The following is a 15599-nucleotide window of genomic DNA, read 5'->3' as shown; positions in this document are numbered from 1 at the left end:
CAGTTTTTAAAGGTTTCTGCAATCTATTCCCTCTCCCTGTGGGAGAGGGTTAAGGTGAGGGGAACAGCACTCCCCTCTTACTACTTACGCACTGCGCTGCAGCAGCATCGACTTAATATGGCCGATGGCGCGCGTCGGGTTCAGCCCCTTCGGACACACACTGACGCAGTTCATGATGCTATGGCAGCGGAATACGCTGAAAGCGTCACTCAGTCCTTCCAGACGGCTATCGGTTTCGGTGTCGCGGCTGTCGATCAGGAAGCGATAGGCAGCCAGCAGACCGGCCGGACCGATAAACTTGTCCGGGTTCCACCAGAACGACGGGCAGGACGTAGAACAGCATGCGCAGAGAATACACTCGTACAAACCGTCGAGTTTTTCACGCTGCTCAGGAGACTGTAAGTGCTCGCGAGCCGGTGGATTTTGCCCATTATTCAATAAGTAAGGCTTAATCTTCTCATATTGTGCATAGAATTGCCCCATGTCTACCACCAAATCACGCACGACCGGCAGGCCTGGCAGAGGACGGATAACAATTTTCTGACCAGGACGCTGCAACGCTGAAATTGGCGTGATGCAGGCCAGGCCATTTTTGCCGTTCATGTTCACACCGTCAGAGCCACACACCCCTTCACGGCAGGAGCGGCGGAACGACAGGGTTGGATCTTTTTCTTTCAGCTGGATTAAGGCATCCAGCAGCATCATGTCGCGACCTTCTTCCGCTTCCAGGGTGTAGTCCTGCATGCGCGGAGCGTCGTCTACATCCGGGTTATAACGATAAACTGAGAATTCGAGTTTCATTATCCTGTCTCCGCATTAGTAAGTACGAATCTTCGGCGGGAACGCCGGACGCAGTTTCGGTTCCATGTTGACGCTACGACGCGTCATGGTTTCCGACTCTGGCAGATACAGGGAATGACACAGCCAGTTTTCGTCATCACGCTCCGGGAAGTCAAAGCGGCTATGGGCGCCACGGCTTTCGGTACGGAAGTTTGCCGACATCGCGGTCGCGAACGCGGTTTCCATCAGGTTATCCAGCTCCAGGCACTCAACGCGCTGGGTGTTGAACTCGCTGGAGGTGTCGTCCAGACGGGCATTTTTCAGACGCTCGCGGATCGCTTTCAGCTGCTCAAGACCTTTGGCCATCGCGTCGCCTTCACGGAATACCGAGAAGTTGTGCTGCATGCATTCCTGCAGCGCTTTGCGGATTTCCACCGGATCTTCGCCGTTACGGTTGCCGTTCCAGCGGTTGAGGCGCTCAAGAGAGGCATCAATTTCGTCGTCGGTTGCGTCACGCAGCGCGCCCTGCTCGGCAATGGATTCCTGCAGATGCAGACCCACTGCGCGACCAAACACCACCAGATCCAGCAGGGAGTTGCCGCCCAGACGGTTAGCGCCGTGTACGGATACGCAGGCAATTTCGCCCACCGCGAACAGGCCAGGAATGACCACGTCTTCGCCCTGCTCGTTCACGGTCAGCGCCTGACCGGTCACTTTGGTCGGAATACCACCCATCATGTAGTGGCAGGTTGGGATAACCGGAATCGGCTCTTTCACCGGATCGACGTGCGCGAAGGTGCGGGAAAGTTCCAGGATGCCCGGCAGACGGGACTCCAGAACTTCTTTACCCAGATGGTCGAGTTTCAGCTTCGCGTGCGGACCCCATGGGCCGTCGCAGCCGCGGCCTTCACGGATTTCGATCATGATGGAACGCGCCACCACGTCACGACCCGCAAGGTCTTTCGCATTCGGGGCATAACGCTCCATGAAGCGTTCGCCGTGTTTGTTCAGCAGGTAGCCACCTTCACCGCGGCAGCCTTCTGTTACCAGAACGCCTGCACCGGCGATACCGGTTGGGTGGAACTGCCACATCTCCATATCCTGCACCGGCACGCCCGCTCGGATAGCCATACCGACACCGTCACCGGTGTTGATGTGGGCGTTGGTGGTGGACTGATAGATACGGCCTGCACCGCCGGTCGCCAGCACGGTAGCGCGCGCTTTGAAGTAAACCACTTCACCGGTTTCGATGCACAGCGCGGTACAGCCAACAATCGCGCCATCGGCGTTTTTCACCAGATCCAGCGCATACCACTCGGAGAAGATGGTGGTGTGATTTTTCAGGTTCTGCTGATACAGGGTGTGCAGCAGCGCGTGACCGGTACGGTCAGCCGCCGCCGCGGTGCGTGCCGCTTGCTCGCCGCCGAAGTTTTTCGACTGGCCGCCAAATGGACGCTGATAGATAGTGCCATTTTCCAGACGGGAGAACGGCAGACCCATGTGGTCCAGCTCCAGAATCGCTTCCGGACCGGTTTTACACATATATTCGATGGCATCCTGGTCGCCGATGTAATCGGAACCTTTTACCGTGTCATACATGTGCCATTCCCAGTTATCTTCATGGGAGTTACCCAGCGCAACGGTAATACCGCCCTGCGCGGACACAGTATGGGAACGGGTCGGGAAAACTTTAGAGAGCAGCGCACAGGTTTGGCCGCTCTGGGAAATTTGCAGTGCGGCACGCATACCTGCGCCACCGGCACCAATTACAACAGCATCAAATTCTCTGACTGGCAGTTTCATTACACACCCCACACCACAACGAATCCATAAATAACGTAAACCACCAGTGCAACCACAATGGCCAGCTGCAGTGGGAGGCGAATCGCCAGCGGTTTAACGTAATCGGTCAACACCTGCCACATGCCAATCCATGCATGAATAAGGATAGAGAACAGGGCCAGCAGGGTGAACACTTTGGTGAAGGCGGATCCGAAGAACCCACTCCAGATTTCCCACGTCAGCGTGCCGCTGGTCGCGAAGAAACCGATCATATAGATGATGTAAAGAGTGAGAACGATGGCGGTAGCACGGACCAGAATGAAGTCATGTACGCCGTTGCGTCCTAATGCGGAGGCGTTGCTTACCATACGAGAACTCCTGCGAGAAGTGAAAGCACGACAGTAATCACAAATGAAATGTTAGCGGAGCGTTTCCCGGCTTCGAAAGTCTCTTCCAGGTAGCCAAAGTCCATCAGCATATGGCGAACACCCACGACGACGTGGTACGCCAGCGCGGTCAGAATGCCCCACATGATGAATTTCACGAAGAAGCTGTTCATGATGGCAGAGGCCTGGAGGAATCCTTCAGGGGAAGAGAGGCTGGTGCCCAGTAACCACAGCAGAATACCGACCGCCACAAACGTAATCACACCAGAAACACGGTGCAGAATGGACGCTATTGCTGTTACGGGGAACCGGATCGTTTTGAGATCCAGATTGACAGGTCTTTGTTTTTTCACATTTCTTATCATGAATAACGCCCACATGCTGTTCTTATTGTTTCCTTCCTCCGGACTGCGATGCGGGTCAAGCAGCGTTCCTTTTCTATAACTGCGCGTCATGCAAAACACTGCTTCCAGATGCTTAAACGACACGTTACAACGCTGGGTGGCTCGGGATTGCAGGGTGTTCCGGAGACCTGGCGGCAGTATAGGCCGTTCACAAAATCATTACAATTAACCTACATACAGTTTGTCGGGTTTTCTCTGGAACAGTGATCAGGGTCACGATAACAACATCTTTTTAATTTTTAATCATCTGATTTGACAAATGTTAAACAATATTGTTACAAACGTCATCAGAAAAGGCATATAATGCGCAAAAGTTATGAGGTCTCTCTTTCACCTGACAAATAGTTATGTAACAGTGTGATGGTATTGACCGAAGTTATCAGGACAGTTATTAGTGATATACAGGTTTGAATAATTCGGACTGCAAAAACGCTGATTTGCTGTTGTTTCACTGATATTTCATTCGTTTACCTGCAAGGCGCCATAGCTCTGTACCCTGGTTTGTCCTCGTGAGCTGAGCGGTAAGCCAAATAACAATCTGGTAACGGTGATTAACAGCTGAAAGCAAATCCGGTAAAGCGCAGTCTTAAGCATAAGGCGCTAAGGAGACCGTAAATGGCTGATACAAAGGCAACGCTCACCCTAAATGGTGACACTGCTATTGAACTGGATGTGCTAAAAGGCACGCTCGGTCAGGATGTTATTGATATCCGTACGCTGGGTTCCAAAGGGATGTTCACCTTTGACCCTGGATTTACCTCTACCGCATCTTGCGAATCCAAAATCACCTTCATTGACGGTGACGAAGGTATCCTGCTCCATCGCGGCTTCCCTATCGATCAGTTAGCCACCGAATCCAACTACCTGGAAGTGTGCTACATCCTGCTGAACGGCGAAAAACCGACGCAGGCCCAGTTCGATGAATTTAAAACCACCGTGACCCGTCACACCATGATCCATGAGCAGATTACCCGTCTGTTCCATGCGTTCCGTCGTGACTCTCACCCAATGGCGGTGATGTGCGGTATTACCGGTGCGCTTGCAGCGTTCTACCACGACTCCCTTGACGTGAATAACCCGCGTCACCGTGAAATCGCCGCTTACCGTCTGCTGTCCAAAATGCCTACCATGGCGGCGATGTGCTACAAATACTCCATCGGCCAGCCGTTTGTGTATCCGCGCAACGACCTCTCCTACGCGGGTAACTTCCTGCGCATGATGTTCTCCACGCCGTGCGAAGAGTACGAAGTGAACCCGGTTCTGGAACGCGCGATGGACCGTATTCTGATCCTGCACGCTGACCACGAACAGAACGCCTCTACCTCTACCGTCCGTACCGCGGGCTCTTCAGGCGCGAACCCGTTCGCCTGTATCGCTGCGGGCATCGCCTCCCTGTGGGGACCGGCGCACGGCGGCGCGAACGAAGCGGCACTGAAGATGCTGGAAGAGATCAGCACCGTTGAGCACATTCCTGAGTTCGTGCGTCGCGCGAAAGACAAGAATGACTCCTTCCGCCTGATGGGCTTCGGTCACCGTGTTTACAAAAACTACGACCCGCGCGCCACCGTGATGCGTGAGACCTGCCACGAAGTGCTGAAAGAGCTGGGTACCAAAGATGATCTGCTGGAAGTGGCGATGGAGCTGGAACACATCGCGCTGAACGACCCGTACTTCATCGAGAAGAAACTCTACCCGAACGTCGATTTCTACTCTGGCATTATTCTGAAAGCGATGGGCATTCCGTCTTCCATGTTCACCGTGATCTTCGCTATGGCGCGTACCGTAGGCTGGATTGCGCACTGGAACGAAATGCACAGCGAAGGTATGAAGATCGCGCGTCCTCGTCAGCTGTATACCGGCTACGAGCAGCGTGATTTTAAGTCTGACCTGGAGCGCTAAAAGATGTTGGGTGCGGCCTGATGCCATCACCCCGGCCCTCTCCCACAGGGAGAGGGTGAAAACATTAAAAACGGTAACCCAAGGGTTACCGTTTTACTTTTATTTCTGGCAGTGCGGGCACCAGTAAAAGGGTCTTGAAGAGAGCATCATCCTGTCGATAATCCCGCCGCACCGCTCGCACTTTTTCCCCGCCCGATGAAACACCTTAAAGCGGAACAGCGCCCCGTGATGCTTGTTTTCATCCACTACGCCACGCGTGTTGTACGACAGCCGCGGGATGTCCAGCAGCGCGTGGGACAGCGCCTCCAGCTGTTCATCGCTCAGCTGAGAGGCTTTATGCTGCGGCGCCAGCCCGACTTCCCAGAGGATTTCCACCCGCAGGTAGTTGCCAAGCCCGGCCAGAAAGGCCTGGTCAAGAAACAGGCCGGAAAACTGCCGGTTGCGGAATGCAGGCGATAACAGCCGGGCCTTCACATCGCTCGCCGTCAGGCGCATATCCAGCACGTCCGGCCCAACCCGCTGTAAGAACGGGTGCGTGAGCACCTGCTCAGGCGTTAACATTTCGATATCAGAGGCGCTATAGAGCAGGATCGCCTTATCGGCCGTTTGCAGCCTGACGCGCAGCACGCGGGTAGTCTGCGGCTGTTCACCCGCCTCCACCACGCGCCAGACGCCGTAAAGCTGGTTATGGCTGTATAACGTCAGGTTATGGGAAAAATGCGTGAGCAATGCTTTGCCGCGCGTTTCAATATGCGTTACCGACTGCCCCACCAGCTGTGATTCAAACGGTTTCAGTTGAGGAAAAGCAAACCAGGCCTCCGTCAGCGGTTTGCCCTTTATCGCCGCCTCGAGGCTATCCGCCGCGCGGCGGATCTCCGGGCCTTCTGGCATTTTTCTATCCTTTTATGATTAATCTGCGCTGACAAGAATGCCCTCTTCAGCGAACGCGGCCCGCAGGCGGCGCGCGAACTGGAGCGCATGCTCGCCATCGCCGTGCAAACATACCGTATCAGCCTGAACGTGCGCCGTTGTGCCATCCACGGCGGTCACTCGCCCGTAGCGCACCATCTCCAGCGTCTGGGCCAGCGCTTTCGCTTCATCGGTAATCAGCGCACCGGCCTGCGTACGCGGTACAAGGCTGCCATCAGGCATGTATCCCCGATCGGCAAACACCTCCTGCCGCGTGGTCAGCCCCAGCCGTTCTCCGGCACGAATAAGCTCGCTGCCCGCCAGGCCGATCAGAATCAGCTGCGGATTAGAGTCCCGCACCGCACGGGCTATAGCGTCCGCCAGCGCCGGATCTTTTGCCGCCTGGTTATAGAGCATGCCGTGCGGCTTCACGTGGCGCAGCACACCGTTCTCAGCGCGCACCATCGCCTCCAGTGCGCCGATCTGGTAGAGCACCTGAGCGTAGACCGTCTCAGGCGGCAGGTCCATCACGGTGCGGCCAAAGTTTTCCCGGTCAGGGAAACTCGGGTGAGCGCCAATCGCGACGCCGTTTTTGATGGCGTTACGCACGCTCTCCAGCATGGTTTGCGCATCGCCCGCGTGAAAGCCGCAGGCGATATTGATCGAGGAGACCAGCGTCATCAGCGCCGCATCGGCGCTGCCGCCCTCGCCCAGATCGGCATTCAAATCAATCTTTACCATCGAGCCTCCACACCAGCTGTTCGAGATAGCGCTGCTGATCCTGCCGCGCCTTTAGCGCCTCCTCCAGCGAACATTGAACGAAGTGAATCGGCTGTCCGAGGGGAATTTGCGCCAGATGGTAGCGATCGGCTTCAATGATGCAGGCAATTCGCGGGTAGCCCCCCGTCGTCTGCGCGTCGTTCATTAAGACGATCGGTTGCCCGTTGCCCGGAACCTGAATAACCCCTGGCAATAAACCGTGGGAGAGCAGTTCTCTGTCGGTCGTCCGGATCAGCGGCTGCCCCTGCAGACGATAACCCATACGGTTACTCTGCGGACTGAGCTTCCACGGCGAGCGCCAGAAGGACTCTTTTGAGGCCTCGTCGAACTCATGATATTCCGGCCCCGGTAAGGCGCGGATCTGGTTTCCCCAGAGGAGTTGTTTTACCCCCTGAGCCGTCGAGAAGTGACGCGAAGAGGGCTTAATCGCCAGGCGATCGCCATCGCGCAACAACCGTCCTTCGTGACCGCCAATCCCGGCTTTCTGATCGGTACTGGATGAGCCCAGCACGTCAGGCACATCAATGCCGCCAGCCACCGCAAGATAGCTACGCACGCCGTGCAGAGGACGCTTTAAGGTCAGACGCTGTCCAGCTTTCGCCCGCAGACGCCAGCCGGTCCACACCGCTTTGCCGTCCAGCGTGGCATCACAGCCTGCGCCGGTGAGCGCGAACCAGGTCTCCTGACCAAACTCAATGACACACTGGCCGAGCGTAATTTCGAGCGCCGCCGTGCTGCCGGGGTTGCCCACCAGCACGTTAGCGATTTCCAGCGCTGGACGGTCCAGCGCGCCACAATAGCTCACGCCGGACTGACGCATGCCAAAGCGCCCGGCATCCTGTACGGAGGTGTAAAGCCCGGCGCGAATAAGCGTTAACATACCCCCTCCTTCTGCGGGATAAAGCGAAGGGTGTCGCCGGGCCGCAGGAGTATCGGCGTCTCCAGCCCGGGTTCAAATAACGGGGTGGCGGTATGCCCGATAAGCTGCCATCCACCGGGCGATGTCAGCGGATAAACGCCGGTCTGCTCGCCACCAATCGCGACCGTCCCCGCCGGTACGCTCAGGCGCGGCTCAGCGCGGCGCGGCGTATGCAACCGGGGAGATAATCCCCCCAGATACGGGAATCCGGGCTGGAATCCCAGGAACCAGACGACGTAATCAACCGAGCTGTGCAGCTCAACAACCTGCTTTTCTGTGAGTCCGCAGTGGTCTGCGACCACACCAAGATCCGGTCCCCCCGTACCGCCATAAACGACCGGGATCTCAATGGCACGCGATTCCGGCTCCAGCGCCTCGCTCTCTTCCCACCAGCGCTGTAAACGTTCAATGGCATCCAGCGCCAGCGTATGCGGACTACGCAGCACCACCGTGATGTTATTCATCCCCGGAATGGCTTCAACCACATCCGGCAGATCGACCAGACGCTGGGTTAGCCGCCAGATACGCTTTTGCGTGGCAAGGGTCACCGGCGGCTCGAGTTCCAGAACCACTGCCGTTTCTCCCAGAAGATAACAACGCGCTCGCTGCACTCAGGCACCTCTCATCAGGCCGGGTTAGGAATATCAATAAAGGTCACATCCAGATCGGTATTTTCCGTCAGCCACTCGCTGAGGGCGCGAATGCCGCCGCGCTCGGTGGCATGATGCCCGGCCGCGTAGAAATGCAGCCCCTGTTCACGCGCCGAATGAATGGTCTGCTCGGAAACCTCGCCGGTGATAAAGGCATCGACACCGAAGCGCGCGGCGCTGTCGATAAAGCCCTGCCCGCCTCCGGTGCACCAGGCAACACGCTTCACCGTATCCGGACCGGTATCGCCGCTCCACAGCGGACGACGCCCCAGGCGCGCTTCAATCCAGGAAGCCAGTTCCAGCCCCGGAACCGGCATCGCCAGCTCGCCCCACGGCACCAGCGGCTCGATTTCGCCCATTACGGTAATCCCCAACAGTCGGGCAAGCTGAACGTTGTTACCAAGCTCCGGATGTGCGTCCAGCGGCAGGTGGTAACCGTACAGGTTGATGTCATTTGCCAGCAACGTTTTCAGGCGGTTGCGCTTCATGCCGCGAATAATCGGTGATTCGTTTTTCCAGAAATAACCGTGATGGACAATCACCGCATCGGCTTCCTGACGGACAGCCTCGTCCAGCAGCGCCTGGCTTGCCGTGACGCCGGTGATAATTTTCTGTACCGTTTCGCGCCCTTCTACCTGCAGGCCATTAGGACCGTAGTCGCTAAAGGAGGCGGTATTGAGTTTTTCGTTAATCAGGCGTTCCAGTTCACTGTTTTTCATCTTTATGCTCTCAAACTTTTCTGGCGGCTTCGTACGCTTCCAGCGTGGCGACACGCGCCTGTTTATGGTCAACAATCGGGCGGGGATAATCGAGCTTTACGCCCTGTTTATCCGCCCATGCCCACGGGTCGTGGATCGCTTTCGCAGGAACGTTCCTGAGCGCGGGCAACCAGCGGCGGATAAAGTCGCCGTTGGCATCAAATTTTTGTCCCTGAGTGGTTGGATTAAAAATCCGGAAATAGGGAGCCGCATCGGTGCCCGTAGAGGCAGCCCACTGCCAGCCGCCGTTATTCGCGGCGAGATCGCCATCGATCAGCTGAGAGATAAAATAGCGCTCTCCGATACGCCAGTCGATAAGCAGATCCTTCACCAGAAAGCTGGCGGTAATCATTCGCAGGCGGTTGTGCATCCACCCGGTTTCATTCAGCTGGCGCATGGCAGCATCAACAATCGGATAGCCCGTCTCCCCTTTTTGCCAGGCCTGTAAAAGTGCCTCATCGTGCTGCCATTTTACGTTGTCGGTCCAGGGAATGAACGGACGATGCTTACAGAGATCGGGATGATACGTCATCAGATGCCGATAAAATTCACGCCAGATAAGTTCGTTCAGCCACACCGACCCCGCTCCACCGTCCATTGCCTGCGGCTGCTCGGCCAGAAGACGGTGTAGACACTGACGAGGAGAGAGCACGCCCAGCGCCAGGCTTGCCGATAAGCGGCTTGTCCCTTCAATCGCCGGGAAATCCCTGCGCGCCTCGTACTCTCCCGCGCCCTGTTTGCAAAACTGGCGCAGCTTCGCAATAGCGGCCTTCTCGTTTGCGGGGAACAGAAGCTCATCGAATGCCTGTTGGGGATAGTTAAACGTTAATTCAGGCAGCGTGGTTATGGCTTCCCCTCTGGCTGCGGGTGCGGGTACGCACTCCGGCAGCGCCTCTTTCAGACGTTTAACAAAAGCATTTTTAAACGGCGTGAACACTTTATACATTTCGTGGCCGCCGGTCATGACGCTGCCCGGTGCCAGCATTACGCTGTCATCAAATCCTTCACAAACCACCTCGCCCAGAATGTTCTCCAGTTGGCGATCCCGCAGCCGTTCGTTCAGCTCGTACTGGTAGTTATAAAAAAGATGCGTGACGCCGTTCTGCTGACATACCTCCCGCAACATCTTAAGCTGCGCGGCAAAGTCACTGACCTCTTTGTAGATCAGGGGGATACCTTTTTCAGCAAGTGAGTGTTGCAGATCGTTCAGATGCGATTTGAGGTAAGCGGCCTGCCGCGGGGCCATATCATGCTGCTGCCACTGTTCGGGCGTAGCGATAAACAGCGCCAGCACGCTGGCGTCATCGGAACGGCAGGCTGCCGCGAGTGCGAAGTTGTCATGTACGCGCAGGTCCGCGCGAAACCAAACCAGATGGGTGGGCATAAAACTCCAGGCAAATATCCATTATGTCCGTAAGGGCACGCCGTAAAAGGAAAAAGCATGCATTGAACTACTTTGCCATGAAGTGTAGACCGGATGAAATAAAAAAGGCCGCCCAAGGCGGCCTTAACGCTACTTGTCCTGCGCTATCGTGGCTAAAGCGACAAACCCGATCGGTTCATCACTTTTGACAACGAGTACGCTGGCGACAATGAACGCGATGCAAAAATAGCGTTTCATTATGCGGTCCCAGCTGCTAACCGCTCCACCGTTCACCACCGGTGATAAGTCGGTGGACACAAGCCCGGGTAGGCGGACTGCTTTACGGCTGTAAAAATACCTTTCCCAGGACCGATGCCCATTTGCGAGATGGCGGAAAGGGACGCCGCATCATAATGAACATCCGCTGCAAAGGTAAGATACTCGAAGAAAATTAGGATTTTATAAAGGCTTCCAGGGATTGCCATCTGCTTACAGGAGGGTATGATAAAAATCCCGGGTAGGGGCTGCAAGACTATCCAACGGACCGCGAATCCGGAGGGACAAAAAAACCGCCACATTGCTGTTGGCGGTTTTTTTATTGCTGTGTGTAGTCTTAGTAAAAGTCGCAGGTCGCTTTCTCGGCCTGATCCATCCACACCGGCTTCTCGCTGGTTTTCGCCCAGACGCGGTGCAGATAGCTATAAAAACGCGCACGATCTTTCCAGAACAGCATCACCGGCAGAGCCAGCACGCCAGCCACTACGGCGAAAGCGCGGCGCATGAACACGATATGAGCCGGAAACTCTTTATAAAGATCCATATTTTTCTCCCCTATAGTTGGCCGGAAACGTTATCCGGAAAATTCAAAATCTGTGACCTGGCTAAAATAATATCGCTTTGTTTGTAATTTTACTACTCATCCGACCACTTATTTTCGTCCGTTTAGCGAAAATTTACATTCACGCCGTAATTAAGTTACAAAAAAGTTAACGATTTACTTATCAATAGTTAAATTGCGGGATTTGCCATTTTTATACTTTTTTTACACCCGCCCTTCTCATTTTTGCGAAATCTTTGCGCCATAAATCCTACCGTTAGCACAACAACAAAAGTCACCCGGAGGTGGATTGTGAGTGCAGGTCTTATTGCCGGCATCGTGCTGGTGTTCCTGTTATTGGGTTATCTGGTTTATGCCCTGATTAATGCGGAGGCATTCTGATGGCTGCTCAGGCGTTTTTGCTTATTGCCAGTTTCTTAGTGGTGTTGTTCTTTCTGGCAAGGCCACTGGGCTCGGGGCTGGCACGGCTAATCAATAACGTTCCCCTGCCCGGCACGGGAGGCGTTGAAAAAGGGATCTGGCGCGTACTGGGTATAGACGATCGGGAAATGAACTGGCGTGACTATCTGATCGCCATTCTGCTGCTGAACATCGTCGGGCTCATTGCGCTTTTTGCCATGCTGATGCTGCAGGGTATCCTGCCTTTGAATCCGCAACAGTTGCCGGGCCTGTCCTGGCATCTCGCGCTGAACACGGCAGTCAGTTTTGTCACTAACACCAACTGGCAGTCCTATGCTGGTGAAACCACGCTCAGCTACTTCAGCCAGATGGTCGGGCTAACCGTGCAGAACTTCCTCTCTGCCGCCAGCGGTATTGCGGTGATCTTCGCGCTGACGCGTGCGTTTGCGCGTCAGAAAGTGAGTACGCTGGGTAACGCGTGGGTAGACCTGACGCGCATTACGCTGTGGATCCTGCTGCCGATTGCGCTGCTGATCGCGCTGTTCTTCATTCAGCAGGGCAGCCTGCAAAACCTGCTGCCTTACGCGCCATATACCTCGCTGGAAGGCGCAAAACAGCTCCTGCCGATGGGGCCAGTGGCGTCGCAGGAAGCCATCAAAATGCTCGGAACGAACGGCGGGGGCTTCTTCAACGCCAACTCCTCGCACCCGTTTGAAAACCCGACCGCCCTGACTAATTTTGTGCAGATGCTGGCGATTTTCCTTATCCCCGCCGCGCTCTGCTTTGCCTTTGGTGACGTGGTTAACGATCGCCGTCAGGGCCGCACCCTGCTCTGGACCATGTCGCTGATCTTTGTGGTCTGTGTTGCGCTGGTGATGTGGGCCGAATGGCAGGGTAACCCGCACTTCCTCTCACTCGGTGCCGATAGCGCCATCAACATGGAAGGTAAAGAGAGCCGCTTTGGCATTCTCGCCAGCAGCCTGTATGCAGTGGTCACCACGGCAGCGTCGTGCGGGGCCGTCAATGCCATGCATGATTCCTTTACGGCGCTGGGCGGCATGATCCCGATGTGGCTAATGCAAATTGGCGAGGTGGTGTTTGGCGGCGTGGGCTCCGGTCTTTACGGCATGCTGCTGTTCGTGCTGCTGGCGGTGTTTATTGCCGGTCTGATGATTGGCCGCACCCCGGAATATCTGGGTAAAAAAATCGACGTCCGCGAGATGAAATTAACCGCGCTGGCAATCCTGGTCACCCCGGCTCTCGTGCTGCTCGGCACCGCGCTGGCGCTGATGACCGAGGCCGGACGCAGCGGCATCTTTAACCCCGGCATTCACGGTTTTAGTGAAGTGCTGTATGCCGTCTCCTCTGCCGCCAACAACAACGGCAGCGCCTTTGCAGGCCTAAGCGCCAACTCTCCGTTCTGGAACTGTCTGCTGGCGTTCTGCATGTTCGTGGGCCGCTTCGGGATCATTGTGCCGGTTATGGCGATAGCCGGATCGCTGGTGAACAAAAAAATCCAACCGACCACTACCGGGACATTACCGACCCACGGCGCGCTGTTTATCGGCCTGCTGACGGGCACCGTGTTGCTGGTCGGCGCCCTGACCTTTATCCCCGCCCTCGCGTTAGGCCCGGTCGCGGAATACCTCTCTTTACGCTGATTTTGCGGAGAAATTGTCATGAGTCGTAAACAACTGGCCCTGTTCGAACCGTCATTAGTTCGCCAGGCGCTCATGGATGCGGTGAAAAAGCTGAGCCCGCGCGTGCAGTGGCACAACCCGGTGATGTTTATCGTCTGGGCGGGAAGCGTCCTGACCACCGCCCTGGCGATTGCCATGGGAACGGGCCATATGCCGGGAAATGCGATGTTTACCGGCGCCATCAGCCTGTGGCTGTGGTTTACCGTGCTGTTCGCCAACTTTGCGGAAGCGCTGGCGGAAGGCCGGAGTAAAGCCCAGGCCAACAGCCTGAAAGGGGTGAAAAAAACCGCCTTCGCGCGCAAGCTACGGGAACCGAAATACGGCGCTCAGATGGACCACGTTCCGGCAGATGAACTGCGTAAAGGCGATGTGGTGCTGGTTGAAGCCGGTGACATCATCCCTTGCGACGGCGAAGTCATTGAAGGGGGCGCATCGGTGGATGAAAGCGCCATCACCGGGGAATCCGCGCCGGTTATCCGTGAATCCGGCGGCGATTTCGCCTCCGTGACGGGCGGGACGCGCATTCTCTCCGACTGGCTGGTGATCCAGTGCAGCGTTAACCCGGGTGAAACCTTCCTCGACCGGATGATCGCCATGGTGGAAGGCGCACAGCGCCGTAAAACGCCAAACGAGATTGCCCTGACCATCCTGCTGGTGGCCTTGACCATTGTCTTCCTGCTGGCAACCGCGACGCTGTGGCCGTTCTCTGCGTATGGCGGTACCGCGGTCACCGTCACGGTACTGGTGGCGCTGCTGGTTTGTCTGATCCCCACCACCATCGGCGGCCTGCTGTCGGCCATCGGCGTGGCCGGCATGAGCCGTATGCTCGGTGCCAACGTCATCGCCACCAGCGGGCGTGCTGTAGAAGCCGCCGGTGACGTGGATGTCTTGCTGCTGGATAAAACCGGCACCATTACCCTTGGTAACCGTCAGGCGTCAGATTTCCTACCCGCCCCGGGCGTGGATGAAAAAACGCTGGCGGATGCCGCGCAGCTCTCCTCGCTTGCTGATGAAACCCCGGAAGGCCGCAGCATTGTGATCCTCGCCAAGCAGCGCTTTAACCTGCGCCAGCGCGACGTTCAGAGCCTGCACGCCACGTTCGTACCCTTCACGGCGCAAACCCGCATGAGCGGCATCAACATCCAGGATCGCATGATCCGTAAAGGCTCGGTTGACGCGATCCGCCGCCACATCGAGGCCAACAACGGTTACTTCCCACCGGAAGTGGACAACCTGGTTGAAAGCGTGGCCCGTCAGGGGGCAACGCCGCTGGTTGTGGCCGAAGGCGCGCGCGTGCTCGGGGTGATTGCGCTGAAGGATATCGTCAAAGGCGGCATCAAGGAGCGCTTTGCCCAGCTGCGTAAGATGGGGATCAAAACGGTGATGATCACCGGGGATAACCGTCTTACCGCCGCGGCGATTGCCGCCGAAGCGGGCGTGGATGATTTCCTTTCCGAAGCCACACCGGAAGCCAAGCTGGCACTGATTCGTCAGTATCAGGCGGAAGGCCGTCTGGTGGCGATGACCGGTGACGGGACCAACGATGCTCCTGCCCTCGCGCAGGCCGACGTGGCGGTGGCGATGAACTCCGGTACCCAGGCAGCCAAAGAGGCGGGCAACATGGTCGACCTCGACTCTAACCCGACCAAACTGATTGAAGTGGTACACATCGGCAAGCAGATGCTGATGACGCGCGGCTCGCTGACCACGTTCAGTATCGCTAACGACGTGGCGAAGTATTTCGCCATCATTCCGGCCGCGTTTGCTGCGACCTATCCGCAATTAAACGCCCTGAACGTAATGCACCTACATTCTCCGGCCTCGGCCATTCTGAGCGCAGTGATCTTTAACGCCCTGATTATTGTCTTCCTGATCCCGCTGGCGCTGAAGGGCGTGAGCTATAAGCCGCTCACGGCGGCCGCCATGCTGCGCCGCAACCTGTGGATTTACGGCCTGGGCGGGCTGGTGGTGCCCTTCGTCGGTATCAAGGTTATCGACCTGCTGTTGACGCTGTTCGACCTGGTTTAAAAGG

General features: G+C 56.5%; 15 protein-coding genes. 4 read left to right on the top strand and 11 right to left on the bottom strand.

Annotated elements, in window-relative coordinates; all coding sequences use genetic code 11:
- Window positions 1–84: 84 nt before the first annotated feature.
- Genes sdhB through sdhC form a run of 4 tightly spaced genes read right to left on the bottom strand, consistent with a single transcriptional unit; the run spans window position 85 to window position 3328 of the window.
- A complete protein-coding gene (gene sdhB, locus AB3N39_RS06085) occupies window positions 85–801 on the bottom strand; it encodes a succinate dehydrogenase iron-sulfur subunit SdhB (protein ID WP_008501090.1) in 717 nt (238 codons plus the stop codon).
- Between the two features lie 15 nt (window positions 802–816).
- Window positions 817–2583: a succinate dehydrogenase flavoprotein subunit gene (gene sdhA / locus AB3N39_RS06080; protein ID WP_024908800.1), complete on the bottom strand. Its 1767-nt coding sequence runs from the start codon at window positions 2581–2583 to the stop codon at window positions 817–819.
- Complete coding sequence (gene sdhD / locus AB3N39_RS06075; RefSeq protein ID WP_008501088.1) at window positions 2583–2930, bottom strand: succinate dehydrogenase membrane anchor subunit; 348 nt, start codon at window positions 2928–2930, stop codon at window positions 2583–2585. Before sdhD ends, sdhA begins: the two co-directional genes overlap by 1 nt.
- A complete protein-coding gene (sdhC, locus tag AB3N39_RS06070; RefSeq protein WP_020684965.1) occupies window positions 2924–3328 on the bottom strand; it encodes a succinate dehydrogenase cytochrome b556 subunit in 405 nt (134 codons plus the stop codon). Before sdhC ends, sdhD begins: the two co-directional genes overlap by 7 nt.
- 639 nt (window positions 3329–3967) lie before the next feature.
- Between sdhC and AB3N39_RS06065 the strand changes: the two genes are divergently transcribed.
- On the top strand, window positions 3968–5251 hold the full coding sequence (locus tag AB3N39_RS06065) for a citrate synthase (protein WP_133294002.1): 1284 nt from the start codon (window positions 3968–3970) through the stop codon (window positions 5249–5251).
- A gap of 99 nt (window positions 5252–5350) precedes the next feature.
- Here the strand turns inward: AB3N39_RS06065 and nei are convergent, their stop codons facing one another.
- The 7 genes from nei to AB3N39_RS06030 all read right to left on the bottom strand — a co-directional run bounded on the left by nei (window position 5351) and on the right by AB3N39_RS06030 (window position 11450).
- Window positions 5351–6142, bottom strand: coding sequence for an endonuclease VIII (gene nei / locus AB3N39_RS06060; RefSeq protein WP_115874511.1), 792 nt, complete (start codon window positions 6140–6142; stop codon window positions 5351–5353).
- Window positions 6143–6160: 18 nt separating this feature from the next.
- Window positions 6161–6901, bottom strand: coding sequence for a 5-oxoprolinase subunit PxpA (gene pxpA, locus AB3N39_RS06055; RefSeq protein ID WP_143344840.1), 741 nt, complete (start codon window positions 6899–6901; stop codon window positions 6161–6163).
- The gene (gene pxpC, locus AB3N39_RS06050) at window positions 6888–7820 is read right to left on the bottom strand and encodes a 5-oxoprolinase subunit PxpC (RefSeq protein ID WP_136195359.1); all 933 of its coding nucleotides are present in this window, start codon (window positions 7818–7820) and stop codon (window positions 6888–6890) included. The genes pxpA and pxpC overlap by 14 nt, the downstream gene beginning before the upstream one ends.
- Complete coding sequence (gene pxpB / locus AB3N39_RS06045) at window positions 7814–8470, bottom strand: 5-oxoprolinase subunit PxpB (protein WP_115874510.1); 657 nt, start codon at window positions 8468–8470, stop codon at window positions 7814–7816. The genes pxpC and pxpB overlap by 7 nt, the downstream gene beginning before the upstream one ends.
- Before the next feature lie 14 nt (window positions 8471–8484).
- The gene (locus tag AB3N39_RS06040) at window positions 8485–9228 is read right to left on the bottom strand and encodes a type 2 GTP cyclohydrolase I (protein WP_045909572.1); all 744 of its coding nucleotides are present in this window, start codon (window positions 9226–9228) and stop codon (window positions 8485–8487) included.
- A 10-nt stretch (window positions 9229–9238) separates the two neighbouring features.
- The gene (gene phrB / locus AB3N39_RS06035) at window positions 9239–10651 is read right to left on the bottom strand and encodes a deoxyribodipyrimidine photo-lyase (RefSeq protein ID WP_143344839.1); all 1413 of its coding nucleotides are present in this window, start codon (window positions 10649–10651) and stop codon (window positions 9239–9241) included.
- Window positions 10652–11243: 592 nt separating this feature from the next.
- Window positions 11244–11450 (bottom strand): YbfA family protein, encoded by a 207-nt coding sequence (locus tag AB3N39_RS06030; RefSeq protein WP_008501079.1) that lies wholly within the window; start codon window positions 11448–11450, stop codon window positions 11244–11246.
- A 309-nt stretch (window positions 11451–11759) separates the two neighbouring features.
- On the opposite strand from AB3N39_RS06030, the gene kdpF reads away from it, so the two are divergent.
- Genes kdpF through kdpB form a run of 3 tightly spaced genes read left to right on the top strand, consistent with a single transcriptional unit; the run spans window position 11760 to window position 15595 of the window.
- Complete coding sequence (kdpF, locus tag AB3N39_RS06025; RefSeq protein WP_014069365.1) at window positions 11760–11849, top strand: K(+)-transporting ATPase subunit F; 90 nt, start codon at window positions 11760–11762, stop codon at window positions 11847–11849.
- Window positions 11849–13528 (top strand): potassium-transporting ATPase subunit KdpA, encoded by a 1680-nt coding sequence (gene kdpA, locus AB3N39_RS06020; RefSeq protein ID WP_136195357.1) that lies wholly within the window; start codon window positions 11849–11851, stop codon window positions 13526–13528. The genes kdpF and kdpA overlap by 1 nt, the downstream gene beginning before the upstream one ends.
- 18 nt (window positions 13529–13546) lie before the next feature.
- Window positions 13547–15595, top strand: coding sequence for a potassium-transporting ATPase subunit KdpB (gene kdpB, locus AB3N39_RS06015; protein WP_367897139.1), 2049 nt, complete (start codon window positions 13547–13549; stop codon window positions 15593–15595).
- Window positions 15596–15599: the final 4 nt, after the last annotated feature.

This window comes from Enterobacter vonholyi (assembly GCF_040834095.1).
Taxonomy (GTDB): Bacteria; Pseudomonadota; Gammaproteobacteria; order Enterobacterales; family Enterobacteriaceae; genus Enterobacter; species Enterobacter vonholyi.
The sequence above is the reverse complement of the archived record's forward strand: the minus strand, read 5'-3'. Positions and strand labels throughout refer to the sequence as shown.

What these genes read in the sequence shown, in the direction of transcription:
- sdhB (WP_008501090.1), bottom strand. Translation starts at nt 801, where the DNA reads ATGAAACTCGAATTCTCAGTTTATCGTTATAACCCGGATGTAGACGAC.
- sdhA (WP_024908800.1), bottom strand. Translation starts at nt 2,583, where the DNA reads ATGAAACTGCCAGTCAGAGAATTTGATGCTGTTGTAATTGGTGCCGGT.
- sdhD (WP_008501088.1), bottom strand. Translation starts at nt 2,930, where the DNA reads ATGGTAAGCAACGCCTCCGCATTAGGACGCAACGGCGTACATGACTTC.
- sdhC (WP_020684965.1), bottom strand. Translation starts at nt 3,328, where the DNA reads ATGTGGGCGTTATTCATGATAAGAAATGTGAAAAAACAAAGACCTGTC.
- AB3N39_RS06065 (WP_133294002.1), top strand. Translation starts at nt 3,968, where the DNA reads ATGGCTGATACAAAGGCAACGCTCACCCTAAATGGTGACACTGCTATT.
- nei (WP_115874511.1), bottom strand. Translation starts at nt 6,142, where the DNA reads ATGCCAGAAGGCCCGGAGATCCGCCGCGCGGCGGATAGCCTCGAGGCG.
- pxpA (WP_143344840.1), bottom strand. Translation starts at nt 6,901, where the DNA reads ATGGTAAAGATTGATTTGAATGCCGATCTGGGCGAGGGCGGCAGCGCC.
- pxpC (WP_136195359.1), bottom strand. Translation starts at nt 7,820, where the DNA reads ATGTTAACGCTTATTCGCGCCGGGCTTTACACCTCCGTACAGGATGCC.
- AB3N39_RS06040 (WP_045909572.1), bottom strand. Translation starts at nt 9,228, where the DNA reads ATGAAAAACAGTGAACTGGAACGCCTGATTAACGAAAAACTCAATACC.
- phrB (WP_143344839.1), bottom strand. Translation starts at nt 10,651, where the DNA reads ATGCCCACCCATCTGGTTTGGTTTCGCGCGGACCTGCGCGTACATGAC.
- AB3N39_RS06030 (WP_008501079.1), bottom strand. Translation starts at nt 11,450, where the DNA reads ATGGATCTTTATAAAGAGTTTCCGGCTCATATCGTGTTCATGCGCCGC.
- kdpA (WP_136195357.1), top strand. Translation starts at nt 11,849, where the DNA reads ATGGCTGCTCAGGCGTTTTTGCTTATTGCCAGTTTCTTAGTGGTGTTG.
- kdpB (WP_367897139.1), top strand. Translation starts at nt 13,547, where the DNA reads ATGAGTCGTAAACAACTGGCCCTGTTCGAACCGTCATTAGTTCGCCAG.